Annotated in this window: 21 protein-coding genes; 5 read left to right on the top strand and 16 right to left on the bottom strand. The window is 66.4% G+C overall.

The features are described from left to right. Positions 1–58 precede the first annotated feature (58 nt). From IB273_RS29045 to IB273_RS29035, 3 genes are read left to right on the top strand one after another with little or no spacing between them, the layout of a single operon-like run. The gene (locus IB273_RS29045; protein ID WP_192225616.1) at positions 59–982 is read left to right on the top strand and encodes a LysR family transcriptional regulator; all 924 of its coding nucleotides are present in this window, start codon (positions 59–61) and stop codon (positions 980–982) included. Further along, positions 979–1,698, top strand: a complete 720-nt coding sequence (locus IB273_RS29040; RefSeq protein WP_192225615.1) for a phytanoyl-CoA dioxygenase family protein — start codon at positions 979–981, stop codon at positions 1,696–1,698. The genes IB273_RS29045 and IB273_RS29040 overlap by 4 nt, the downstream gene beginning before the upstream one ends. Positions 1,699–1,713: 15 nt before the next feature. Further along, positions 1,714–2,115: a GFA family protein gene (locus tag IB273_RS29035; RefSeq protein ID WP_192225614.1), complete on the top strand. Its 402-nt coding sequence runs from the start codon at positions 1,714–1,716 to the stop codon at positions 2,113–2,115. A gap of 130 nt (positions 2,116–2,245) precedes the next feature. Here the strand turns inward: IB273_RS29035 and IB273_RS29030 are convergent, their stop codons facing one another. From IB273_RS29030 to IB273_RS28955, 16 genes are all read right to left on the bottom strand, one after another. Beyond that, positions 2,246–4,204 (bottom strand): DUF4105 domain-containing protein, encoded by a 1,959-nt coding sequence (locus tag IB273_RS29030; protein WP_192225613.1) that lies wholly within the window; start codon positions 4,202–4,204, stop codon positions 2,246–2,248. Continuing rightward, positions 4,201–4,536, bottom strand: a complete 336-nt coding sequence (locus tag IB273_RS29025; protein WP_017517696.1) for a DUF2388 domain-containing protein — start codon at positions 4,534–4,536, stop codon at positions 4,201–4,203. Before IB273_RS29025 ends, IB273_RS29030 begins: the two co-directional genes overlap by 4 nt. 37 nt (positions 4,537–4,573) lie before the next feature. Further along, positions 4,574–4,867 carry a DUF2388 domain-containing protein gene (locus tag IB273_RS29020; protein ID WP_081518915.1) on the bottom strand — a complete coding sequence of 98 codons (294 nt, stop codon included), beginning with the start codon at positions 4,865–4,867 and terminating at the stop codon, positions 4,574–4,576. A 106-nt stretch (positions 4,868–4,973) separates the two neighbouring features. Then, entirely contained in the window at positions 4,974–5,294 is a 321-nt protein-coding gene (locus IB273_RS29015; RefSeq protein WP_081518914.1) for a DUF2388 domain-containing protein, read from the bottom strand. Between the two features lie 94 nt (positions 5,295–5,388). After that, the gene (locus IB273_RS29010) at positions 5,389–5,595 is read right to left on the bottom strand and encodes a DUF1127 domain-containing protein (RefSeq protein WP_151188891.1); all 207 of its coding nucleotides are present in this window, start codon (positions 5,593–5,595) and stop codon (positions 5,389–5,391) included. A gap of 117 nt (positions 5,596–5,712) precedes the next feature. After that, entirely contained in the window at positions 5,713–7,818 is a 2,106-nt protein-coding gene (locus tag IB273_RS29005) for a DUF6311 domain-containing protein (RefSeq protein ID WP_192225612.1), read from the bottom strand. Between the two features lie 37 nt (positions 7,819–7,855). Further along, complete coding sequence (locus tag IB273_RS29000; RefSeq protein WP_151188893.1) at positions 7,856–8,266, bottom strand: GtrA family protein; 411 nt, start codon at positions 8,264–8,266, stop codon at positions 7,856–7,858. Positions 8,267–8,286: 20 nt separating this feature from the next. Then, complete coding sequence (locus tag IB273_RS28995) at positions 8,287–9,003, bottom strand: class I SAM-dependent methyltransferase (RefSeq protein WP_192225611.1); 717 nt, start codon at positions 9,001–9,003, stop codon at positions 8,287–8,289. A 2-nt stretch (positions 9,004–9,005) separates the two neighbouring features. After that, the gene (locus IB273_RS28990; RefSeq protein ID WP_151188895.1) at positions 9,006–10,004 is read right to left on the bottom strand and encodes a glycosyltransferase family 2 protein; all 999 of its coding nucleotides are present in this window, start codon (positions 10,002–10,004) and stop codon (positions 9,006–9,008) included. After that, positions 10,001–12,166 (bottom strand): DUF6311 domain-containing protein, encoded by a 2,166-nt coding sequence (locus IB273_RS28985; RefSeq protein WP_192225610.1) that lies wholly within the window; start codon positions 12,164–12,166, stop codon positions 10,001–10,003. Before IB273_RS28985 ends, IB273_RS28990 begins: the two co-directional genes overlap by 4 nt. Then, on the bottom strand, positions 12,163–13,017 hold the full coding sequence (locus IB273_RS28980; protein WP_151188897.1) for a class I SAM-dependent methyltransferase: 855 nt from the start codon (positions 13,015–13,017) through the stop codon (positions 12,163–12,165). Before IB273_RS28980 ends, IB273_RS28985 begins: the two co-directional genes overlap by 4 nt. 25 nt (positions 13,018–13,042) lie before the next feature. After that, positions 13,043–14,239, bottom strand: coding sequence for an acyltransferase family protein (locus IB273_RS28975; protein ID WP_151188898.1), 1,197 nt, complete (start codon positions 14,237–14,239; stop codon positions 13,043–13,045). Then, positions 14,226–15,377, bottom strand: coding sequence for an acyltransferase family protein (locus tag IB273_RS28970; protein ID WP_151188899.1), 1,152 nt, complete (start codon positions 15,375–15,377; stop codon positions 14,226–14,228). Before IB273_RS28970 ends, IB273_RS28975 begins: the two co-directional genes overlap by 14 nt. Continuing rightward, positions 15,374–16,237, bottom strand: a complete 864-nt coding sequence (locus IB273_RS28965) for a class I SAM-dependent methyltransferase (RefSeq protein WP_151188900.1) — start codon at positions 16,235–16,237, stop codon at positions 15,374–15,376. Before IB273_RS28965 ends, IB273_RS28970 begins: the two co-directional genes overlap by 4 nt. Then, positions 16,222–17,544: a glycosyltransferase gene (locus IB273_RS28960; protein ID WP_225610320.1), complete on the bottom strand. Its 1,323-nt coding sequence runs from the start codon at positions 17,542–17,544 to the stop codon at positions 16,222–16,224. The genes IB273_RS28965 and IB273_RS28960 overlap by 16 nt, the downstream gene beginning before the upstream one ends. Next, positions 17,544–19,124: a glycosyltransferase gene (locus tag IB273_RS28955; protein ID WP_192225609.1), complete on the bottom strand. Its 1,581-nt coding sequence runs from the start codon at positions 19,122–19,124 to the stop codon at positions 17,544–17,546. Before IB273_RS28955 ends, IB273_RS28960 begins: the two co-directional genes overlap by 1 nt. A gap of 395 nt (positions 19,125–19,519) precedes the next feature. Here IB273_RS28955 and IB273_RS28950 point away from each other — a divergent pair, with 395 nt between their 5' ends. Then, positions 19,520–20,443, top strand: coding sequence for a GDP-mannose 4,6-dehydratase (locus tag IB273_RS28950; protein WP_412548104.1), 924 nt, complete (start codon positions 19,520–19,522; stop codon positions 20,441–20,443). After that, entirely contained in the window at positions 20,443–21,414 is a 972-nt protein-coding gene (gene gmd / locus IB273_RS28945; protein WP_151188902.1) for a GDP-mannose 4,6-dehydratase, read from the top strand. Before IB273_RS28950 ends, gmd begins: the two co-directional genes overlap by 1 nt. The last annotated feature ends 2 nt before the right edge of the window (positions 21,415–21,416 follow it).

Raw genomic sequence — 21,416 nt, 5'->3', positions numbered from 1 at the left:
GGGGCGGCGCGCTCGGCGCTATAACGAAAGGCCTGCGCCCGCCGCCACGAGAACTCCCATGCTGGGCAATCTTTCCGATATCGACCTGCGCCTGCTGCGCACCTTCTGCACCATCGTCGAGGCGGGCGGCTTCACCGCCGCCCAGGTACGCCTGAACACCAGCCGGTCGCGGCTGAGCGTGCTGGTGCGCGACCTTGAACTGCGCCTGGGCTATTCGCTGTGCCGACGCGGTAGCAGCGGCTTCCAGCTCACCGAGGAAGGGCAGCAGCTGTACGAGGCGGCGCTCGGGTTGTTCGTCGATATCGAACGCTTCCGCGAACAGGTGACCGGCCTCGGCGGCCGCGACCGCGAAGTGCTGCACCTGGGCTGCGTCGATGGCGTGCTCGGCCAGCACTGCTGGCCGCTGCCGCTGGCGCTCCGGCTGTTCCGCGAGGGGCATCCGCGAGTGCGCCTGAACCTGCACACCCAGCGCCCGGACGAGCTGGAGAACGCGGTGCTGGAGGAGCGCCTGCAACTGGCCATCGGCGCCTTCCATCATCGCTTGTCGGGGCTGCGCTACCAGCTGCTGTTCCGCGAAGAGCAGAACCTCTACTGCGCCCAGGGGCACCCGTTCTTCGAGCGTGCGCAGGACGAGCCTTCCCTGGAGCAGATCTGCGCGGCCGAATACGTCGGCCGCGGCTACATGACCGAAAGCCGCCGGCCCCACGGACTGGTCTTCAGCCGCGCCACCAACGCCTACAGCATGGAGGCCATCGCCAACCTGGTGTTCAGTGGCACCTTCATCGGCTACCTGCCCACGCACTACGCGGCGCAATGGGTCGCACAGGATCGCCTGCGGGCGATTCGCCCGGCGCAGCTGGCGTATGTCTCGGAGTTCCATTGCGTGACACGCCAGGGGGCCGAGCCGGGCGAGGTGCTGGGGGCCTTCCTCGATGCCCTGGAGCGCGCCCAGGCCGAACTGGGTAGCGGGGCGCCGGCGTGAGCGACGTGCAGGCATTGCGCGAGGACGGTTTCGTCCTGCTGCACGGCCTGCTGGATGCCGAACAGGTGGCCGAAGTGCGTACGCTGATCGACGACCTGCGCCCGCTGCACTGGGACTACGAAGGGCTGGTGGATCATTACAAGTGCGTGTTCAACCGCTCTCCGAGCTGGCTGCCCTTTCTCGACCCACCGGGGTTGATCGAGCTGGCGGAAGCCGCGCTGGGCGCGGACTGCCATGTGATCGGCCAGACCGCCTGGCGCTGCCATCCCGGCTTCATCGGCGCGGAAATGCACCAGGACTACCTGTCTGTCGCGCTGCCGGGAGCGGACCTGGAACTGCCAATGTTCATCTGCACGGCGCAGGTCTATCTCGATGACATCGATGATGCGCTGTGCCCCACCTGGGTGATCCCCGGCAGCCATCGCGCCGGCCGCGCGCCGGCACCGGACGAGCGCGAATGGGCGGGCAGGACGGCCGAGCCGGTGCTCTGCCGCGCGGGCGATTGCCTGCTGTTTCGCAGCGACTTGTGGCACGCCGGCAGCCGCAACCTGAGCGAGCGCACACGCTACCTGCTGCAGGTGCACTATGGGCGCCGGATGGTTGCGCAGAAGTTCTCGCCCTACCTGGACTGGACCTTCAACCCCGAGGTGCTCGCCGCCTGCACGGCGCGACAACGCCGGCTGCTGGGCGATCACGAAGAGGCCGAGTACGACTGAATGGGAGACTCACTGATGAAGGCTGTACATGCCGGCGGCTGCCATTGCGGCCAGCTGCGCTACGAGTGCGATGCCGCGCTGACGGACGTCGCCCATTGCCATTGCTCGATCTGCCGGCGCACCACCGGCGGTATCGTCACCACCTGGGCCACGGTGCCTCTGGACAGCTTCCGCTGGACCCTCGGGGCGCCGGCCGAGTATCGCTCCTCGGCGTCCTGCATCCGCTACTTCTGCAGTCGCTGCGGCGCGCAGCTGGCGCTGTTCACCGACCAGGCACCGGAGACCCTCGACCTCACGACGGCGACGCTGGACGAGGTGGCGACGGTGCTGCCGGACCGGCATATCTGGGTGAAGAGCCGCTTGCCCTGGATACACCTGGACGAGCAGTTGGAAGAGGAGTGGGAAGAGAAGCTTTAGCGCTGCCGCACCGACGTCAGGGTGACGCTTCGCAGGATGGGTGGAGCGCAGCGATACCCATGCGGTCGGCGCGGCGGATTGATGGATATCGCTGCGCTCCACACCATCCTACAAGGGCAGTCACGGAGTCTCAGGGCAGCTCCAGTCCGCCCGACGCCTTGTGCAGCTCGCGCAGGTGCGCGCCGATCTGCTTGGTATTGGCTTCCAGCGCGGCCAGTTCGTCGCGGCGTTCCGGTGTCAGCAGGGCGCGGACTTCACGGTCGAGGTTGTCGCTGAGCTGGCGCAGGCGCTGCTGGCGCTGCTGCGTCTGTTTCTCCAGGGTTGCCGTCTCCGGCGCCTGGGGCAGGCCGTAGCCGCCGTCGAGCAGCTCGGCCGGGCGACTGAGGAAGCCGCTGTCGTCTAGGATCTGCTGCAAGGTCTTGCCGGCCGCGGCGAGGTCCGGCTTGCTCTGCATGGCGTCCGGGTTGCTCAGGTACAGGCGCTTGAGTTCGTCCTGGGCCAACAGCAGCTGGCGGCGCAGCGAGGCCTGTTCGAGCAGCAGCAGGGCGGCGCTCGAGCGCAGGTCGGCCTTGTCGAACCACGGGCGGCGCTCGACGGCGGGCAGGGCGAGCCAGTCCTCGACCTTGTCCTGCGGGACGTTCATGCGCTGCTTCAGCACATCGAACATGGCCTGGTAGCGGTCGCGGAAGGAGTCGAATCGATAGCCCAGGCGCAGCGCTTCCTTGGGGTTGTCCAGCACGCTGGCGTCGGCGATACCCTTGTTCTCCAGCAGGCCGAGCACGCCATAGGGCGTGATGCTGTCCATGCTCTGCAGGCTCTGGCGCTGGATGCCGCTGCGTAGCAGCTTGAGCGTCTCCACCGCGCAGTTGTTGGACAGGAAGTAGTAGTTGCCGTCGTAGCTCCAGTGGCTCTGCGCCGAGCGCTCCACCAGGCTGGCGACCTCGTCGCGGCTGAGCTTGAGCGGAATCGAGGCGAGGCTGCGCAGCTCGACCTTGGTGTATTCCTCGATCACCTGGGACAGCGGCAGCACGAACAGGCGCGAGGGGTAGGCGCCGGTCAGGCCGTCCCAGCTGGAGAGCTGCAGATCGCCGACGAAGGCGCGGTAGGACAGCACCAGGTGCTGGTCGAGGTCCAGGCGGCAGGCCGGGCCGCGCGGGCGCCCCGGTGCGCAGACCACCAGGCGCAGCATGGTGTGGCCCCAGCGGCTGGCGATCTCGTTGTTGGCCTCGGCGATCAGGTAGTCGACCTCGTAGACACGCTCCGGGTCGAGATACCCCAACGGCTGGCGGCCGAAGTCGCGGCCGGCGTTGAGGTAGGCGTACTGCGTCGAGCATTCGTCGTGCGGACGCTCGCCGAAGCGTTCCGCGTAGTAGCGGTACAGCGCGGGGCGGCGGCAGGCGAAGCTGCGGTCGAGGAGGAAGTACTCCATGTTCACCGCGACGTACTCGCGCGGGTTGGTCAGCTCGTAGCGGTCCGGGCTGCGCAGCAAGAAGCGGTTGTGCTGTTCGCGCTCACCATGCTTGCCGGCGTATTGCGGCCAGCCGGCGAGGTCGAGCAGGCGCGGGTCGTCCGAGAGGCTGAAGCGGCGGCCGGTCTGGCCACGGCAATCGTCCGGTGCGCCGACGCGACCCAGGCTCTTGTCGCGCATCGTGCAGCGACGGATCATCCGGCCTTCGTTGGTATCCCAGAGGCGCGCGCGGTCGTAGAGGTGGGTCAGCTCATGGAGCAGGGTCGCCAGCAGTTCGCGGCGCAGGGTGCCGTGGGTGCGGCCGGTCTGCTCGGTGGCGGCGCTGCCGTCGGTGAGCGGGCCGAGATAGCGGGTATTGAGGGCGATGGCGCCAGGGCGCAGGGTGCGGCCCATGCCATTGCTGGGCAGGTCGTCGCGCCATTGCACTTCGACGCTGCGGTCCAGGCGCTGCACGAAGCTGTCCGGCAGGGTGTGCAGGGCTTCGTCCAGCAGTTGCTGGCTGGCCTGGCGCTGGGCGGCGTTCAGGCCGTCGGCTTCCAGCTCCAGGCGGAGCGAGGCGTGGCTGCTGGCGGCGACTATCAGTGCCAGGGCCGCCAGCCAGCGGCCAGCCCGGAGTCTCACAGAGCGAGGATGGCTTCGGCCAGGTCCTGGTCGGAGGCTTCGCGAGCCTGCGGCACCTGCTCGCGCAGTACCTTGAACGCGGCTTCCAGTTGCGCACCACGGATCGCGCCGTCGCTGCCAACGTAGCTGGCGGCATCGTCACGGGCTTCGCGGACGACTTTCATGTCACGCACGGAGGTGGTGGTGTCCGAGGTGAAGTCGATGCTGCGGGCGAAGGCGTTGGTGGTGATGTTGAACACGCGGACCACCGATTGGGCCTGGGCGGTGGAGGCGCAGGCGGCAAGCAGGAGGCCGAGGATCAGGGGGCTCTTGGAAAGCGAGCTGAGGCGCATGGATGTCTCCGAAAGGGCAGCGGGAGCTGCTCACGACTTATTTGGCAAGAATTGCTTCGGCCAGTTCCCGATCGTTCGCCGCCAGCTCCGGATGCCGCTGACGCAGCCAGTGCAGCGCAGCCTCCAGGCGGGCACCGCGCAGGGCTCCATCGGTGGCAACGAACTGCGCCGCGTCGTCGCGGGCGCCGCGCAGCAGTTTGTTGTCGAAGGGCGCGCTGGTGACCTGGCTGGTGGCGTAGCTGGTCGCGACCGGAAACTGGGTGGTCTGGTCGAATGCCCAGGCGGGCAGCGAACAGGTCAGCAGCGGCAGCAGGAACAGCAGGGTACGCATGGGCTTGGACAATCGAGAAAGCACGGCCGCCAAGGCTAACGGAATGCGCGGGCGAGAGCCAGCGCAGAGCGCCGGGCGGACCGCCCGGCGCGGAGGGTTCAGCCGGTCAGATGGTCAGGATGGCCTGGGCCAGCTGCTGGTCATTGGCGGCCAGGGTCGGCAGCTTGCTGCGGATGTGGGCGAGGGCGGCTTCCAGGTGTGCGCCGCGGATCTGGCCCTGGCTGGCGACGAAGGTGGCTGCGTCGTCACGGGCTTCGAGGACGATCTTGTCGTCCTTGAAGGAGTTGCTCAGGTCCGAGGTGCCGTCGGAGGTGGCGCCGGTGGCGCGCACCGACAGGTCGGTGGTGTAGACGAAACTGGTGGCGTAGGCACCGGTGGCGCAACCGATCAGGGCGGCGGCAGCGATCAGGCGAAGGCTGTTCTTCATTGGAGTGGCTCCGGAATAAGACCAAGCAAAGGTGGCCGGGGCGGCCACTCTAACTGTGCTCAGACTAGCCAAGACTGACCGGTGTCACCAGCATTCAGCGCCAGAATGGTTTCGAGATTTCTCTCACGCGTTCGCTGGGGCTGATGCCCAGGTCGGCCAGCTGCAGGCTGGTCAGCTCGGCGAGCTGGCGGCGGGTGCGGGCGTTCTGGTGCCATTGGCGCAGGTGGCGGGCGAGGGCTCTCGCGAAATGGTCCAGGCCGGGGGCGGTATAGGGAGGTGAGGTGGTGGGACGGCTTTCCATGGCGGGTCATCCTGTCGTTCCGGTTCACGGACGATCAGGATGACCCACAGCTCACCTGCGGGTTAGCCGCAGCTGGCGGTTTGCTCGGCGTAACAGTCTAGGCGCCGGGCCTGGCTGTCAGGGCATTTTTTGCCCGGACTGTACTGCTGCAAGGTCGCGCGTTCCTTTCTCGGCCACCAGTTCGATGCGGATCAGCGAGAGTTCGCCGCTGCCGTTGCTGAAGGTGCGGATCTCGCTACTGGGGCTTTCCTGGTCGCGCTCGAACGTCCCTTCCAGGGTGCGTTCCTTGCCGTCGGTGCCGGTCAGCTCGCCCTGGGCAAGAATCGCCGCGCTGCCGGTGGCATTGCTGACGATGTCCCAGTTGCCGACGCGCGCCGAGGCGTCGCCGGCGGCGGCGTAGGTGATCCGATAACGGTAGCGGCCCGCCGGAATGCGCGTGTAGGGGCCGTAGCTGAGGTACCCGGTCGCTCCCGCGGGGGCGACCAGGCGCTCGTCCCGCAGCTGACCGATCAGCGTCGGCAACTGCATGGCGGGCCAGGTGCCCCAGCGCTGCACCTTGAAGTCGCGGGTGAGGCAATCGCCGCAGCGCTCGAGTTCGGGGACGACCAGCTTGATGCCGTTCAGCTCGCCTGCCATGGCACCCTGCTTCAGGGTGCGGATGGCCTGGTCCCAGAGCGTGGCGTCGTTGAACACGTAGAGCGCGTCGGCGTCGTACTCGCCGCTGGCTACCTGCCGAGCCAGGTGCTCGCGGGCCTGATCCTGGGCATGGGCATCGACCCGCGCGAAGTTGCCGGAGTTGATCGACATGCCGTGGCGCACGGCGAAGTCCGAGAGGGGGATGAAGTCCGCCGGGACGTTGGTCGGGAACACATAGAGGACCCGTTGGTGGCGCTGGCCGAGGCTGTCCCACATCGCGGCGTTGAGCGGGCTGGTCCAGGTGTTGTCCTGACGGAAGAAGCCGCGCATCCCGTGCATCACCGTGGACAGATCGTAGAGCTGCACACCCAGCGCGACGGCAAGCAGGGGGACGGCGATTCGCGGGCGTGTACGCACGCAGATGACCGCGACCGCGGTGACGGCGAGCAGATAGAAGACCGGCCAGAACATGCGTCCCGGCGAACGGAACACCTGGTAGAGCCGGGTCGCCCAGTCCGGGAGGTCGATCCGGGCAAGGATGTAGGGGCCGACCGACAGGGTATTGGTCAGCGAGACCAGCAGCATCAGCACGCTCATCGCCACCAGTGGCCAGACCAGGAAGGTCCGCTCCGCGCCCTGTCGGCGCCTGGAGATCAGCGCGAGGACGGCGGAAATCGCCAGCAGGGCCAGCAGGCCGGCACCCATGTAGGCGAAGCCGTCACCGTCGAGGAGGCCATCGATGCCGTCGGCGCGTTTGAGCGGCGGCAGCAAACGCGACCAGTCGCCGCGGGAGTCGACCAGCGAGAGCAGGTTCATGCGTCCGTACTGGCCGGGCGCGACCGGCGTCGAGCCGAGCATGAAGTAGCCCAGCAGCCACATGATCAGCAGAACCAGGGCGCTGCCGGCAAGGCCCTGCGCGATGCAGCGGCCGAGGCTCATTTCGCGCCGGGCCAGGCGCTGCAGGAGGTCGGCACCCCAGATAGCCGCCAGCATCACCAGCAGGTAGGCATGGATCAGGGTGGCCAGGGCCAGCATCGCCAGCCAGAACAGGGGGCGGTAGCGGTGGTGGAAGTACAGGTACAGGCCGGCCATCAGCAGCCATTGTCCACCCAGCGCCAGGTGGATGGTGAAGCGCATCAGGTAGGGCGGCAGCAGGAGCAGCAGGGCGGTGCCCAGCGCCAGCAGCCGGCGATCCCCGGTGAAGTGGGAGAGCACCAGGTAGGAGAAGATGCCCTGCAGGACCATGCAGGTCAGTATCCACAGGCCGAAGTACTGGAAGGTGTCCGGCAGCAGCGGGCCAAGCAGCTTGAAGGGCAGGGCGAAGAGTGGCAGCGAGTCGGAGAAGACAATCGAGCTGCCCATCTCCATGCCATAGCGCGGGTTGGCCCCGAGGGGGAATTGCAGCAACGGAGTTTCCCGGAAGAACTCCCAGCCCAGCTGGTTGCTTGGCGGGTCCAGCAGGCCGCGCATGAGCCAGCCGATGCTGGAAGGCAGCAGCACCGAGAGTCCGCCGAGGGCGAGGAAGAGGGTGACGCCCAGCAGGACCGGGATCCAGAGCGAAGAACGAGAGGGAGATGCCGCCATCATGGCTGTCTGCGTTCCGTGGTTTCTTGTTGTGGGTTGATCAATCATGCGACTGCTGCCTGAAGCCCCAGAGCCGGCTGGCCAGGAAGGTGATGCCGGGCACTACGGAGGCCGAGGCCACCGCCGCCAGACGTGGCGAAAGCCAGCCGCTGGCGAGGATCGCGGCGAGCAGTGTGCTGTTCGCCAGGAACGCGCTCAGGGAAATCAGGAAGAACCTGCGCATCGCCTTGCCGGGCGACCCCGGGGCGGAGAAGGTCCAGATGTAGTTGCCAGTGAAGGACAAGACGAAGGCACAGAGGAACGCAATCAGGTTGGCCAGCAGCGCCGGCAGCTGTGTGTTGCCGACCAGCACCCAGACCACGCCGATGTGCAAGGCGGTGGCGGCGATCCCGATGATGCCGAAGCGCAGCGCAATCAGCAGCTCCTTGAGGACCCGACCCTGGCGCGACATGTACTTGGAGTCCTGTGCCGTCACGGCTTGCGGGCCAGGCAGAAGGCGGTCAGGCCGGCGAAGCGATTGAGCCCGAGCAGGGGCAGCTCGAGGGCCGAGAGCGTCCTGAGGGTGGCATTGACCAGCGGGTGATGGCGCTTGAGCTGCGATTGCGGCTGGCGCTGGTGCTTGCCCTGGGCGCGTTCGAGCAGGCGCAGGCTCGCGGCGATGGGAAATACCGCGCCGAAGTAGTACGAACCGCGCACGACCTCCAGCCCGGCCTGTTGCGCGACCGCCTCGATCTCGGGCAGCCGGTAGCGCCGCTTGTGTTCGAGGAACACGTCGTGGTCGCTCCAGAGAAACTGGAAGGCCGGCACCGAGATGAGCACGTTGGCGCCACTGGGGACCTTGGCGACGTATTCGGCCAGCAGGCCGACGTCGTCGTCGACGTGCTCCAGCACGTCCATCAGCAGAATGAGGTCGCTATCGAGCTGGTCCACGGAGCGGCGGAAATGTATCGGCTTGCCGCTGGTCTGGTCGTCGGAGTCCTGCGGGTAGCTGATGTCGACGCACCAGGCGGTGCGGGCCGCGCTCTGCTCCAGCAGGGCGCGGGAGAAGAAGCCGGAGCCGGCGCCGACGTCGAGGATCGAAGTCGGCCGGATGTTCCCGAGGAACTTCTGCATAGCGGCGCACTTGGAGCGGTAGTACCAGTGCTCGCCGATATGCTCGCCGAGAATGTCGGTTTCCTTGAGGTCCATGCTCAGTCCTTGTTTTCGTAGAGGCGCCGCACCAGGTAGACCGGCCTGCGCTTGGATTCCAGATAGGTGCGCCCGAGGTATTCGCCCAGTACGCCGATGCCGATCAGTTGCAGCCCGCCGAGGAAGGTCACGGCCACCATGATCGAGGCGTAACCGGGAACATCGACGCCGTAGAACACCACCTTGAGCACGATCAGCGTGGCGAAGAGGAACGACCCCAGGGAGACCGCGATACCCAGGTAGGTCCATATCTTCAGCGGATCGGTGCTGAAGCTGGTGATCCCTTCCAGGGCGAAATTCCACAGGCGCCAGCCGTTGAACTTGCTGGAGCCGGCGATGCGTTCGGGGCGGCTGTAGTCGATGCAGACGGTACGGAATCCCACCCAGGCGAACAGGCCTTTCATGAAGCGCCGCGATTCGGGCAGATCGTTGAGGGCATCCACCACCTGACGGTCCATCAGCCGGAAGTCGCCGACGTTCTCGGGAATGGCCGGGTCGGCGATACGGTTGTGGATGCGGTAGAACCAGTTGGCCGAGGCACGCTTGGCCCAGGAGTCGGAGGTACGGTCGACGCGGCGGCCCAGCACCACTTCGTAGCCTTCGCGCCATTTGTCGATCATCTCCAGGATCAGCTCCGGCGGGTCCTGCAGATCGACATCGATGGGCACTACCACTTGGCCGGTGGCGCAGCGCAGGCCGGCGCTCAGGGCGGCCTCCTTGCCGAAGTTGCGGCTCAGGTCGACCACCCGCAGGCGCGCAATGCGCCGCTGCAGGAGCAGGAGGATATCCAGGGTCGCGTCGCTGCTGCCGTCGTTGACGAAGACGTACTCCACCTGGACGGCGTCCGGGTCGTTGAACACGCTTTCCACCCGTTCGACGAACAGGTTGACCGTTTCCGCTTCGTTGAAGACCGGCACCACCAGCGACAGCGCCAGGGGCGCGTCCTGTTCGAGGCGGCGGTCCAGATCGGCTTGCGGGTTCACCTGCAGATCACTGGTCATCGGGTCACACCTCCGGTTGTCGATGGCTGGCTGTCCATGCTGCTCATGGGCACGTCGCGCGGGCTGGCCGCGGGCTGGGCGGTGCTGAGGGTGATGGCCTCGAGCTGCACGTCGCCGCCATTGCTGAACAGGCGCAGCTCGACGCGCTGCAGGGGACGCTCCAGCGTCACGCCACCGGTGAGGGCGACGGGTTGCCCGCGGGTGCCGGTCAGGGGGCCGGAGGTGAGCGTCACCCGTTGGCCCGGCGAGGACTCGCCCACCAGGTCCCAGTTGCCGGTGGTCGTACCGCTGTCGGCCTGGCTGAGGTAATCGATGCTGTACCGGTAGGGCCCGGCGGAAAGGGTGGTGTAGGGGCCAAAGCTGAGGTAGCCGACGGCACCCTTCTGCCGGGGCACCAGGCGCTTGTCCTGCAGTTGGCCGATCAGTGTGGGTAGCTGGGCGGCGCTCCAGCGCGCCGAGCGGTCCTGCTGCGCAGTCGTCGGTTTCGGCCCCAGGGCGTCCCACGAGGGCCCGTCGAGTCTGCTGGCACAGATCAGGTGGATGCTGTCGAGGCGGCATTCCCCGGCGTCCATCGCTCGCAGGAACAGCGGCGGCACGTCCAGAGCGTTGCGGCTGTAGCCCGCCTTGACGTACAGGTGGGACGGCTCGGCGGGGGCGTTGGCGAAGGCGCTCTTCTGCGCGCAGTCGACCAGGGTCCGCGCCGTGTAGGCACTGTTGATGGTCAGCCCCAGCTTCGCCGCGATGTACTGGTAGCGAACGTAGTCATCCGTGGGGGTGTCGCTGCAACCGTAGGCGGGATAGATATCGATGGCATCGACGCCGGCGAGGGCGGAGCGCCACGGGGCGAGGTCCAGCGTGGAGGGAAGGCGTGTCTGGTACTGCACGTAGCCACGCAGCCCGAGGGTGTCCTGCCACTGCAGCAGCAACGCGGCCACGGCCAGCACCAGGACGACGACGCTGTTGCGCCGGAGCAGGACTGCCAGCACGGCGAACAGCACACTGTAGCCGACCAGCCAGAAGAATCTTCCGCTGACCCGGAACACGCCGAGCACGGCTTCCAGGCGGTGCGGAAGGTGCAGGTCGAGCAGCGCCAGCTGGCCGATGAAGATGCGATGGCTCGCGGCATACAGCGTGAAGCCGAGCAGGACCAGCAGCAGCGGCCAGTGGCGGCGTGCCGCCCGCAGCAACTCGGGCCCGCGGGACAGCAGCGCGAGCAGCGCCAGCAGCAAGGTGCCGGCGCCGAGGTAGTTGAAGCCTTCGCCCTGGCCACCGGTGGCATCGGCGAAGTCGCAGAGCATCCCTCCGCAGAAGGGCGCGAGCAGGTTCAGCGAGTAGATGCCGAAGCCAGCGGTGGCCGCGCCCTTGCCGATGAAGTAGCCGCAGACGTACATCAGCGCCAGCAGCGTGGCAAGGGAGCCCGCCAGCCAGCTGGCGCCCTGGCGCAGCGACAGGCGCGAGGAGAGCAACTGGCGGACCAGGTAGGCGATGAACACCGGGTAGGTCATGGCCAGCAGATAGGGATGGATCAGCAGCGCCGCACTGGTCAGGGCGATGAAGGCGCTGCCGCTGCGCCGAATGCTCCAGGAGGTCTGGGAGCCGCGGAAGTAGAAGGCCAGCGCGAGCAGCAGCAGCCCCTGGGTCATCAGCGCGGTGTGCCCCAGGCGATGGGTCAGCGCGGGCCAGGTGAGGCTGAAGGCGACCGCCAGCAGGGTGCCCGGCAGGTGCCGGACATTCAGCGAGCGGATGAGCAAGGTGGCGGCCAGTGCCTGCAGCAGGTAGCTGAAGGCGTGCCACAGACCGAAGTAGTGGAATCCGTCGGGCAACAGGGCGCGCGCAGGCTTCAGCAGCAGGGCGAGCAGCGGGATGCTGTCGGTGAAGGCGATGCTGATTCCATCGGGCGCGTTCAGGCGCACGGACTGCAGCAACGGGAAGCGCCACTCGTCTTTCTCGAAGAACAGCCAGCCCGCCACATGGGAGGCCGCGTCGCCGCCTTCGAAGTAAAGGCCGTGCCCAGCCAGGAAGGACAACGGATACAGGTACAGCACGAAGGCGGCGGCCATCAGCAGCGCGACGGGATAGGCCACCCGCGCGGGCACCTCTCGCCAGAGTGACGAGGATGCGCTGACCGGATTGAGCGCCGGCAACGGCTGGAACTGGCTCATTGCGTCGTCTCGGAAGGCTTGCGGGCGATGATCACCTGGCTCTTGGCGACCACCTCGTCCAGCGCGGCCTTGATCTTCGCGCCACGCGGGCTGTCCAGCAGGGCGTGCCAGGTTTCGGTCCAGTGATGCAGCATCGGGTGATCGGGGTTCTCGAAGGTCACCTCGGCATCCCAGAACATCAGCATCCACATCGACCAGTAGAAGCCGTATCTGGTGTGGCTGAGCACTTCCAGGCCGGCCTCGCTGACCCAGGCGGCGAACTGCTCCTCGCTGATGACCCGGATGTGATTGGGCTTCTCGAAGTACGCCGGTTTGGCGACGTGGCGCTGCAGGTCCTCGGAGGAGGGGTGCGGCACGCTCAGCAGGTACAGCCCGCCGGGCTGGCCGACGCGCACCAGTTCGGCGATGAATGCCTGGGGATCGTCCACGTGCTCGATGACTTCGGTGCACACCACGCGGGAGGCGCTGCCGGTTTCCAGCGGGATCGGCGCGCTGTCGGTGACCAGGCAGCGTACTGAGCGCGCGGGGGTTTCGTTCAGGCGCTGGCGGGTGCTCTCGATCTTCTGCGCATCGATGTCGGCAATGATGATGTCCGCCCCGCGCATGGCGCAGAAGTGGATATTGCCGCCGTTGCCGCAACCCACGTCCAGCACCACGTCGTGCGCGCTGATCGGAAAGCCGCTGTAGAGCTCGTTGGTCGCCTGGTTGAACCAGCCGCTGAGCGTCGCGTCCTTCAGGCCCAGGTCGAACGGATTCTTCTCTCCCAGTGGCACCCAATTGCTGGCCGGCGCTGCCGGCTGGGCGAGCTTCGGCTCTTCCGGTGTGAGTATTTTCTTCAGTTTGCCCAGCATGGCGCAGCTCCGCGAGTAATCCTGTTCATGCATCCGCCCTGTGCTGAATCTGCAGGCCGGGTGAGTGGGGTGGGGCGATCAGTCTGTCGGCATGGCGGCGGCCACGCTCGCGCAAGGGCATCTCCAGTTTCCGGTAGCTCAGCTCGCTGAACAGGACCAGCAGCACCGTGCTCAGCACGGCGGACCAGAGCAGTTGCGCCTGCGCGGAAAGGTCCGTGACCGCGGCGATGCGGAACAGCAGCTCCTTGCCCAGCGCGAAGGCGGGGATATGGATGAGGTACAAACCGTAGGAGCGACTTCCCAGCCATTGCAGGAAGGCCCGCAGTGGCCCGCGACTGCCGAGGATTCCTTCGTCCTGGCAGGCCAGTGCGACCAGCAGCACGCTGCAGATGCCGACCGCCATCATCTGGCTGCGCCCGGCCGGCGGCAGGAAGCTCAGGGTGCTCAGCGTCGACAATGTCGCGAGCAGCAGCCATGCCAGCAGTCGCCGGCTGCGTTGCGAAAGGACGCTCAGGTAGCCGGGCCGCCACAGCAGCGCCAGCAGCACGCCCAGCAGTATCGGCTCGACGCGGGTGACCGCGACCAGGAGCACGTTGGACGGGAACAACCACCAGCGCAGGAGCAGCAATGCCAGGATGGTCATCGCCGGTTGCCGGCGGCCCAGCCAGAGGATCGGCGGCAGCAGCAGGTAGAACTGCTCCTCCAGGGACAGGCTCCAGTAGACCGCGAACGGATTGAAGGCCAGCAGGCCGGCATTGGCCAGATGGAAGTTTGCCAGCTGTAGCGCGGCAGCCGCGCCCATTACCGCATTCTGCTTGAGCTCGCCGAATGCGCCGGAGCTGTTGAACCCTGCTGTCAGCACCAGCGTCGCCAGCAACCAGAACCACGCGGCCGGCAACAGTCGCCAGATCCGGCGCAGCCAGAATGCCAGGCTGTGGCGCAGCGCGTCCTGTCGGTTTTCGCAGCGCATCAGCTGTGGCCAGAGACTGCGGGTGATCACGAAGCCGGAGATGGCAAAGAACAGGTCGACACCGGACTGCAGGCCCAGATGGGCGTGGAACCAGTGGACAAGGAAGCCCTGCTGGTCGGTCGGCACGAAGCGGTTGTCGAGAATGAAGAAATGAAAGGCGTGGTGGATCAGCACGAAGCCGATGGCGTACGCCCGCAGCGCTTCGATGTCGAGGAGGCGGCCGGCCGCGGGCTGGGGATCAGGCAGCTTCATGGGGAACGGTCGGTGCGGGGGACGGGGTGCGGCTGGAAATCCTCTGCGCCACCTGGCTTCCCAGTCGGCGCAGCGGCGATTCGATCCAGCGGTAGTTGAGTTCGGCCCCCAGCAGGATCAGCACGGCGGCGGTCAGCGCGAAGGGCAGCACGAAGGCGCTTCCCCAGTCCGCGCTGCCATGCACGCGGAACCAGATTTCCCGCGTCAGGAAGAAGGCCGGAATGTGGATCAGGTAGATGGCATAGGACCGGCTGCCGACCCATACCAGCACACGCCGCGGCCATCCGTCGATCGCCAGGTAGTGTCGATCGTAGGACGCCACCCAGACCAGCATCGCACTGAGCAGGGCAATGGCGCCCAGCCGCCAGAAGGACCAGAGGAAGCGCTCGCTGGAAACGACCATCAGCCCCAGCAGGACGCCGGCAAACAGCGCCAGGCCCAGCAGCCTTTGCCGCAGCAGTCGCGGCTCCAGGCGTCGATAGAGGCCGGAATGGCTGAACAGAGCCAGCAGCACGCCCCAGGCGATGGCGTCCGTGCGGATGACCATCAGCAAGGGCGATCGCCAGGTGAAGAACTGCACCAGGATCACCGTCGCCAGCAGCAGGGGCAGCCAGCGCCGGCTGATGAACACCAGCAGGGGCAGCAGGAGGTAGAACTGCTCCTCCAGCGACAGGCTCCAGTAAACGAAGCTGGCGCCGTATTCGTAGCGGAAGAAGCTGTCGGCGAAACGGAAGTTGGCGAACTGCAGCACCGCGGCCAGGGTGGCGGCGAGGTTGGCCTGGAGCGTGCCGAACGCCCCGGAGCTGTTGAGGAAGCGGCAGGCCAGCAGGATCAGCAGGAGCCACAGCCAGGCCGAAGGCAGCAGGCGGAAGGCGCGGCGGACCCAGAATGCCAGGGTGATGCGGCGATACTCCTCCGGTTGGCGGCTGGCGTTCAGGCGCGGCAGCAGTTCGCGGGCGATGACGAACCCGGAAATCACCAGGAACAGGTCGACGCCCCACCAGAGATCGAAGCGGGCGAAGAAGGCTTCCACGATCGGCATCTTCCAGGGGAACAGGTTGTCGCGGGCGTGATGCAGCAACACGCTGAGCACGGCAACGGCGCGGAGGATCTCGATATCGAGGATGCGCCCCTTCATGGCCGGGGTTGTCCGGGCTTGCGCGCGATCAGCACCTGGCTCTTGGGCATGAACAGGTCCAGTTGCTGCTTGATCGCCAGGCCTTCGGGCCGGTCGAGCAGGCGTTGCCAGGCCGTGGCCCAGTCATCCATCAGCGGGTTCTGCTGCTCGGCGATACGGTCGCGGACGGCGCCCGGGCAGTCGCGCCCGGCGGCCCGCTCGCTGGCCCAGAAGAAAATCATGTTCATGACCCAGAAGAACCCGCTCGCCTGGCGATGCTCGATCACCAGGCCGGCGTCGCTCACCAGGGCTGCGAAATCCTCATGGGAGAAGATGCGCACATGGTTGGGCGGAGCGAAGTAGCTCGGCGGGGCGATACCTTTCTGCAGCTGTTCGCCCACCGCGGCGGGCACGCTGATTAGGTACTGCGCGTTTGGCCGGCCGACCCGCACCAGTTCCGCCATGACCTGCCGGGGGTCTTCGACGTGCTCGAGCACTTCCAGGCAGACGACCTTGCTGGCGATCTCGTCCTCCAGCGGCAGTGGCGTGCTGTCGCTGACCATGCCCCGCCAATGCCGCGCGGAACTGCCGGCGACCCGGGCCTTCACCAGGTCGACCTTGTCGGCCTCGGAGTCGGTGAAGATCACGCTGGCGCCCTGCTTCGCGGCGAAGAGGGTGGCGACGCCTTCACCGCAGCCGACGTCGAGGACCTGGTCGCTGGCGGTGATGGCGAAGCCCTTGAGCAGCTCCCCGGTGCTCTCCTGGAACCAGCCGTCGAGGGCGGCATCGCGCAAGCCGCACCACAGCGGCGAGGCTGCCGGTGCCGGTTGGCTGGCCGAGGGCTGTTTGCGCTGCAGCGCGTTTCTCAGGAAGGCGAGCATGGCAGGGCGTCCAGGCTGCGCCGGGGCGGGGTTCGCGGATTGGCCAGCAGCTGGGTGAGGAAGTGCCGCAGGCGCTCGCGGGTGACCTCCTGGCTGCAGAACTGGCGGAGGCTGGCGATGGCCTGCTCGCTCATCTGCCGATACTGCTGCGGCTCGTGATGGGCGACCTCGTAGCTGCGCCGGTAGGCCTCGTGGATCGAGTCCCAGACGGGTATGTAGCGCAGCGTCCGGTAGGCGGCGCGCGGGTCATGGGGCCAGGCGGTGAGCTCGGGCGTGCAGTCGATGACGAAGCCGTTGCGCTCGTCGAGGTAGTCCAGCATCGCGGTGTTGGCCGGAGCGATGGCCGGCTTGCCGCAGGACATGAATTCCATCAGCGGCAGGCACTGGCCTTCGCCGTAGGAAGTGTTGACCACATAGCTGGTCGCTTCCACCAGGCGCTCGTAGTCCGCGTCGTCCAGGTAGCCATGAATCAGCACGATGCGGCAGCGGTAGGGCTGCAGCTTGTACAGGTGGTGGAGCATGTCGTTGAGCGCATCGTCGACCAGGTGATGCGTGAGCTTGAGCACGAGGGTCGCGTCGGGCGTATCGCGGAAGCACCAGCAGAACACGCCGAGCATGTCGATCCAGTTCTTGCGGCCGTCGTAGGGGTTGAAGACGGAGGTGTAGACCACCCCATCGAGCGTCAGCACATGTCGCCCTCTGCCGGCATTCAGGTCGAGCGGTTCCCCCTGGCGATGGGCGGCGGGGCCGTAGGCCTGGATATTCAGGGTGCGGCTGTCGATCAGCAGGCCTTCGACCTCCAGTTCGATGGAGCGGGCCAGCGGTTGCCGGGCGATGCCTTCGGCGCGCCCGGCGAAACGGTCCCAGACCGGCGCGGGCACGCTCGCGACGGGATAGTCGTCGCCCATGGCTTCGTGCACGGCGCCGACGGTGAACGATGAGTGGGTGATGGCCGCGGCCACCTGGCCCAGCACCGCGTGCCAATTGTGCCGCGGCTCGCCCTGCCAGGACTCGTACGGCAGGGTGCTGAACTCCCAGGCGAACACCGGAATGGTCGGGCAGCGGTAGTGGACCGGGGTGCGGTGCGGCGGGGAGAATGACAGGAACACGCATTCCTCTCCGCGTGCCTGGCAGTCGTCGTAGAGCGCGTCGACCAGGGTGTCCGGGTCGGTGACCTCCAGGACCTGGCCGATCTGCTCGAGGATCGGGCGGAACTCCTTGAGGACGAAGTAGTAGCTGTACTCGGGCTTGCCGAGGTTGGCACGGATGGTGCGCTGGTTGGTTTCCGAGTGGATCAGGATCAGCATCAGATATTCCCCGCGTACGCCGCTGGGCGCGCAGCGGCCGCCGGGCTGTCCGCGCGTTGCACGAAGGCACTCAACTGTGCCTGGAAGCGCGCCGTGTCGGCATAGCTGCGCATACGCGCCAGCGCCGCCTGGGACATGGTTTCGTAGCGCGCCGGCTGTTGCCGGGCGATACGGTAGCTGTCCTGGTAGGCGCGCATCAGGGCGCCCCAGTCCGGTCGATGGCGCAGGGTGCGATAGAGAATGCGCGAGTCCTGCGGCCAGACCGAATGCTCGTGGCCGGCGGGAATGACCAGGGCCAGGCTGTCGTCGACATAGTCGGCCATCGCCGTGTGCGCCGGCGCGAGGGCCGGCTTGCCGCAGGCGAGGAACTCCATCAGCGGCAGGCAGAGGCCTTCGCAGCGGGAGAAGTTCACGTAGAAGCTGGTGGCGGAAAACAGCCGGCCGAACTGCTCGTCCTCGAGGAAACCGTGCAGCACCAGTACCCGGCATTTGAACGGCGAGAGCTGTGACAATAGGGTCAGCATCCGTACGTAATAGACTGACAGGTCGCGCTGGGTGATCTTCAGCACCAGCGTCGCATCCTCGGTGTCGCGGAAGGCCCAGCAGAATGCCGTGACCAGTTGTTCCCAGTTCTTGCGCCCGTCATCGGGATTGAAGACCGAGGTGTAGACGACCCCCTCGATAGGGGTGGAAACCAGCTGGTCGGTCGCGGGCAGTATGGCCTGGGGGTGTTCTTCGCTTTCCGGCGGGGCTTCAGGCCGGGCTTCCGGCAAGGGCGGTGGCGGTTCCACGGTCGCCGGCGCCAGGCGTCTGGCCGCGCGCCACTGGCCGAGCGCCAGGGCGACACGACGGGGCAGCAGATCGCTGGCGGCCTCGCGATACCAGAGGCGCAGATAATGTTTGCTGATCAACCAGCGTCGGCCGAGGGTCAGTTCGGGAGGCGCGACGGCTTCGGGTTCGACGGCTACCGGCTCGACGGCCGTGGCTTCTGGCGCGGCCGGCTCGAGAATCGGGGCGATGAGCCCATCGGCGGACAGGCCGAGCAGCCGGGTGTCGATGATGCTGCCGCGAATCTCCAGGGTCGTGGGTTCGCAAACAGGCGTTCGCCGGCCGGTCTGGCGCTGGCTTTCGAACTGCTCCCAGAGCGGCGCGGGCAGCACCAGAACGGGAAAGTCCTCGCCCATGGCGGCCTTGACGGCGCGCTGGGTGTGGCTGGACAGGGTGATGACGGCGCCGTGGCGGGCAAATACGTAGCGCCAGTCGTGGCGCGGTTCATCGTCCCAGGCGGTGTCCGGAATGCTGTCGTATTCCCAGGCGACGACGCACAGGGTCTGGCAGGGCAGGTCGATGGGCGCCTTGTGGGGTGGGGCGAAGACCAGGACGACGCAGGTTTTCCCCTCCTCGGCGAGGCGTGCCTGCAGAGGTGCGATTTCCTCTTCGGCTTGCACGCAGTGCACGCTTGCGAAGGTTTCCAGAGCGCGGCGGTAGGCTTTCAGAACGAAGAAGTAGCTGTACTCGGGAACACCAAGATTGCTACTGATGGATCGCTCGTTGATGTCCGAGTAGAGGATGAATTCCATGCAGTTCCACGACGCGAGTCTAGGGTCGCCTGCCTAGCGGCGACCAGTGGCGGGTGGCCCGGTGTGTCCCGAGCTCGCCCCGCATGTTGTTGTTATTTGTAACCGGTCAGGATTTTCAGCTGCCGTGGCTACCGGTCAGTACTGGCCAGGCGCCGCCGGAGCGTCTTGAATAGGGGTGCCGCAGCATTCTAAACACACCGCCAGGGTCATCGGAAAGCCTTCGCAACAGATTCGGCCATGATAAAAAAGAGAACTGTCCGGTCACGAATGTATCGGTTGTCTTCGCTGCACTTTTGGCACAGATTGTCCCAAACAGATAAGAATCGGTCCCGGCAAACAGGGCAGCATAGGCTCTGGTCCGGACAGCCGAACCATTGGAATCACTATCCGCGAGGATGGGGTCAGCCTTGAATAAAACCCTGCTGGTAACCGGCCTCACCGGATTTGTCGGGCAACATCTGCAAGCTTTCGTTGATCGACCGGATGCGGCATGGACTCTGCTCCTGCCTCCTGCTCCCTACGATCTCACCCGGGCCGAGACGCTCCGCCAGTGGTGCGAGCAGCCGCCGGACGCGGTGATCCACCTCGCTGGGCAGACCTTCGTGCCGGAGGCCTTCCGCGACCCTGCGCGAACCCTGGAGGTCAACGTCCTGGGGACGCTGAACCTGCTGCAGGCGCTCAAGGCGGGCGGGTTTTCCGGGCGATTTCTCTATGTCAGTTCCGGCGATGTCTACGGCCAGGTGGCGGAAGCCGACCTGCCGATCCACGAGGGATTGCTGCCGGAACCACGCAACCCCTATGCGGTCAGCAAGCTGGCGGCCGAGCACCTTTGTCTGCAATGGGGCATCAGCGAAGGCTGGGATGTCATGGTTGCGCGTCCGTTCAACCATATCGGCGCCGGGCAGAAGGACAGTTTCGTGATGGCCAGCGCGGCCAGCCAGATCGTACGGATCGCCGCGGGGCTGCAACCGCCGCAGCTGGCGGTCGGTGACGTGGACGTCAGCCGCGATTTTCTCGATGTCCGGGATGTGATCGGCGCCTACTTCGCCCTGCTCGAATCGGGTAAACCTGGCGAGGTCTACAACGTCTGTTCTGCACAGGAGCAGAGCATTCGCCAGCTGATCCTGACGCTGGCCGAACTGGCGAACGTCCAGGTCGAACTGGTCCAGGACCCTGCCCGGATGCGCCGCGCCGAGCAACGCCGGGTCCGGGCGAGCTATTCGAAGCTGAACACCAGCACCCACTGGGCACCCTCCATAACAATAACGCAGACACTTCAGTCGATATTGTCCGACTGGCAGTCACGGGGAACACAATAATGACAAAAAGTGCACTGATCACCGGGGTGACCGGTCAGGATGGCGCCTACCTTGCCAAGCTGCTGCTGGAAAAGGGCTACCAGGTTCACGGCCTGGTGGCGCGCCGCAGTTCCGATACCCGCTGGCGTCTGCGCGAGCTGGGTATCGAGCGCGAGCTGGTCTACCTCGATGGCGACCTGGCGGATGCCAGCTCGGTGCAGCGTGCCGTCATCAAGGCCCGCCCGGACGAGCTCTACAACCTGGGCGCGCAGAGCTTCGTCGGCAGCTCTTGGGACCAGCCCGTCACCACCGGCATCGTCGATGGCCTGGGGGTGACTCACCTGCTGGAGGCAATCCGTCAGTTCAACCCGGAAACCCGCTTCTACCAGGCGTCCACCAGCGAGATGTTCGGCCTGATCCAGGCGGAGCGCCAGGATGAGAACACGCCTTTCTATCCGCGCAGCCCCTACGGGGTCGCCAAGCTGTACGGTCACTGGATCACCGTGAACTATCGCGAGAGTTTCGGGCTCCATGCCTCCAGCGGGATTCTGTTCAACCATGAATCGCCGCTGCGCGGCATCGAGTTCGTCACCCGCAAGGTCAGCGATGCGGTGGCCCGCATCAAGCTGGGCAAGCAGAATGAGCTGCGACTGGGCAATATCGACGCCAGGCGCGACTGGGGTTTCGCCGGCGACTACGTCGAGGCCATGTGGCTGATGCTGCAGCAGGGCAAGCCGGACGATTACGTGGTAGCCACCGGGGTCACCACCACGGTGCGCGAAATGTGCCGTATCGCTTTCGAATATGTCGGTCTGAAGTACCAGGATCATGTGGTTGTCGACCCGGCCTTCTTCCGCCCGGCGGAGGTGGACGTGCTGCTGGGCAACCCTGGAAAGGCCGAGCGAGTGCTGGGCTGGAGCCCCCAGACCAGCCTGGAAACCCTCATTCACATGATGGTTGACGCCGACCTGCGTCGCGTTGACAAGGAGTGATC

This window comes from Pseudomonas sp. PDM19, from assembly GCF_014852215.1.
Classification (GTDB): domain Bacteria; phylum Pseudomonadota; class Gammaproteobacteria; order Pseudomonadales; family Pseudomonadaceae; genus Pseudomonas.
This window is presented reverse-complemented; position numbering and strand designations above follow the sequence as displayed.

Bases quoted from the DNA above. Each gene is read 5' to 3' on its own strand.
- IB273_RS29045 (WP_192225616.1), top strand. From the start codon at position 59: ATGCTGGGCAATCTTTCCGATATCGACCTGCGCCTGCTGCGCACCTTC.
- IB273_RS29035 (WP_192225614.1), top strand. From the start codon at position 1,714: ATGAAGGCTGTACATGCCGGCGGCTGCCATTGCGGCCAGCTGCGCTAC.
- IB273_RS29025 (WP_017517696.1), bottom strand. From the start codon at position 4,536: ATGCGCCTCAGCTCGCTTTCCAAGAGCCCCCTGATCCTCGGCCTCCTG.
- IB273_RS29020 (WP_081518915.1), bottom strand. From the start codon at position 4,867: ATGCGTACCCTGCTGTTCCTGCTGCCGCTGCTGACCTGTTCGCTGCCC.
- IB273_RS29015 (WP_081518914.1), bottom strand. From the start codon at position 5,294: ATGAAGAACAGCCTTCGCCTGATCGCTGCCGCCGCCCTGATCGGTTGC.
- IB273_RS29010 (WP_151188891.1), bottom strand. From the start codon at position 5,595: ATGGAAAGCCGTCCCACCACCTCACCTCCCTATACCGCCCCCGGCCTG.
- IB273_RS29005 (WP_192225612.1), bottom strand. From the start codon at position 7,818: ATGATGGCGGCATCTCCCTCTCGTTCTTCGCTCTGGATCCCGGTCCTG.
- IB273_RS29000 (WP_151188893.1), bottom strand. From the start codon at position 8,266: ATGTCGCGCCAGGGTCGGGTCCTCAAGGAGCTGCTGATTGCGCTGCGC.
- IB273_RS28995 (WP_192225611.1), bottom strand. From the start codon at position 9,003: ATGGACCTCAAGGAAACCGACATTCTCGGCGAGCATATCGGCGAGCAC.
- IB273_RS28990 (WP_151188895.1), bottom strand. From the start codon at position 10,004: ATGACCAGTGATCTGCAGGTGAACCCGCAAGCCGATCTGGACCGCCGC.
- IB273_RS28985 (WP_192225610.1), bottom strand. From the start codon at position 12,166: ATGAGCCAGTTCCAGCCGTTGCCGGCGCTCAATCCGGTCAGCGCATCC.
- IB273_RS28980 (WP_151188897.1), bottom strand. From the start codon at position 13,017: ATGCTGGGCAAACTGAAGAAAATACTCACACCGGAAGAGCCGAAGCTC.
- IB273_RS28975 (WP_151188898.1), bottom strand. From the start codon at position 14,239: ATGAAGCTGCCTGATCCCCAGCCCGCGGCCGGCCGCCTCCTCGACATC.
- IB273_RS28970 (WP_151188899.1), bottom strand. From the start codon at position 15,377: ATGAAGGGGCGCATCCTCGATATCGAGATCCTCCGCGCCGTTGCCGTG.
- IB273_RS28965 (WP_151188900.1), bottom strand. From the start codon at position 16,237: ATGCTCGCCTTCCTGAGAAACGCGCTGCAGCGCAAACAGCCCTCGGCC.
- IB273_RS28960 (WP_225610320.1), bottom strand. From the start codon at position 17,544: ATGCTGATCCTGATCCACTCGGAAACCAACCAGCGCACCATCCGTGCC.
- IB273_RS28955 (WP_192225609.1), bottom strand. From the start codon at position 19,124: ATGGAATTCATCCTCTACTCGGACATCAACGAGCGATCCATCAGTAGC.
- IB273_RS28950 (WP_412548104.1), top strand. From the start codon at position 19,520: ATGGGGTCAGCCTTGAATAAAACCCTGCTGGTAACCGGCCTCACCGGA.
- gmd (WP_151188902.1), top strand. From the start codon at position 20,443: ATGACAAAAAGTGCACTGATCACCGGGGTGACCGGTCAGGATGGCGCC.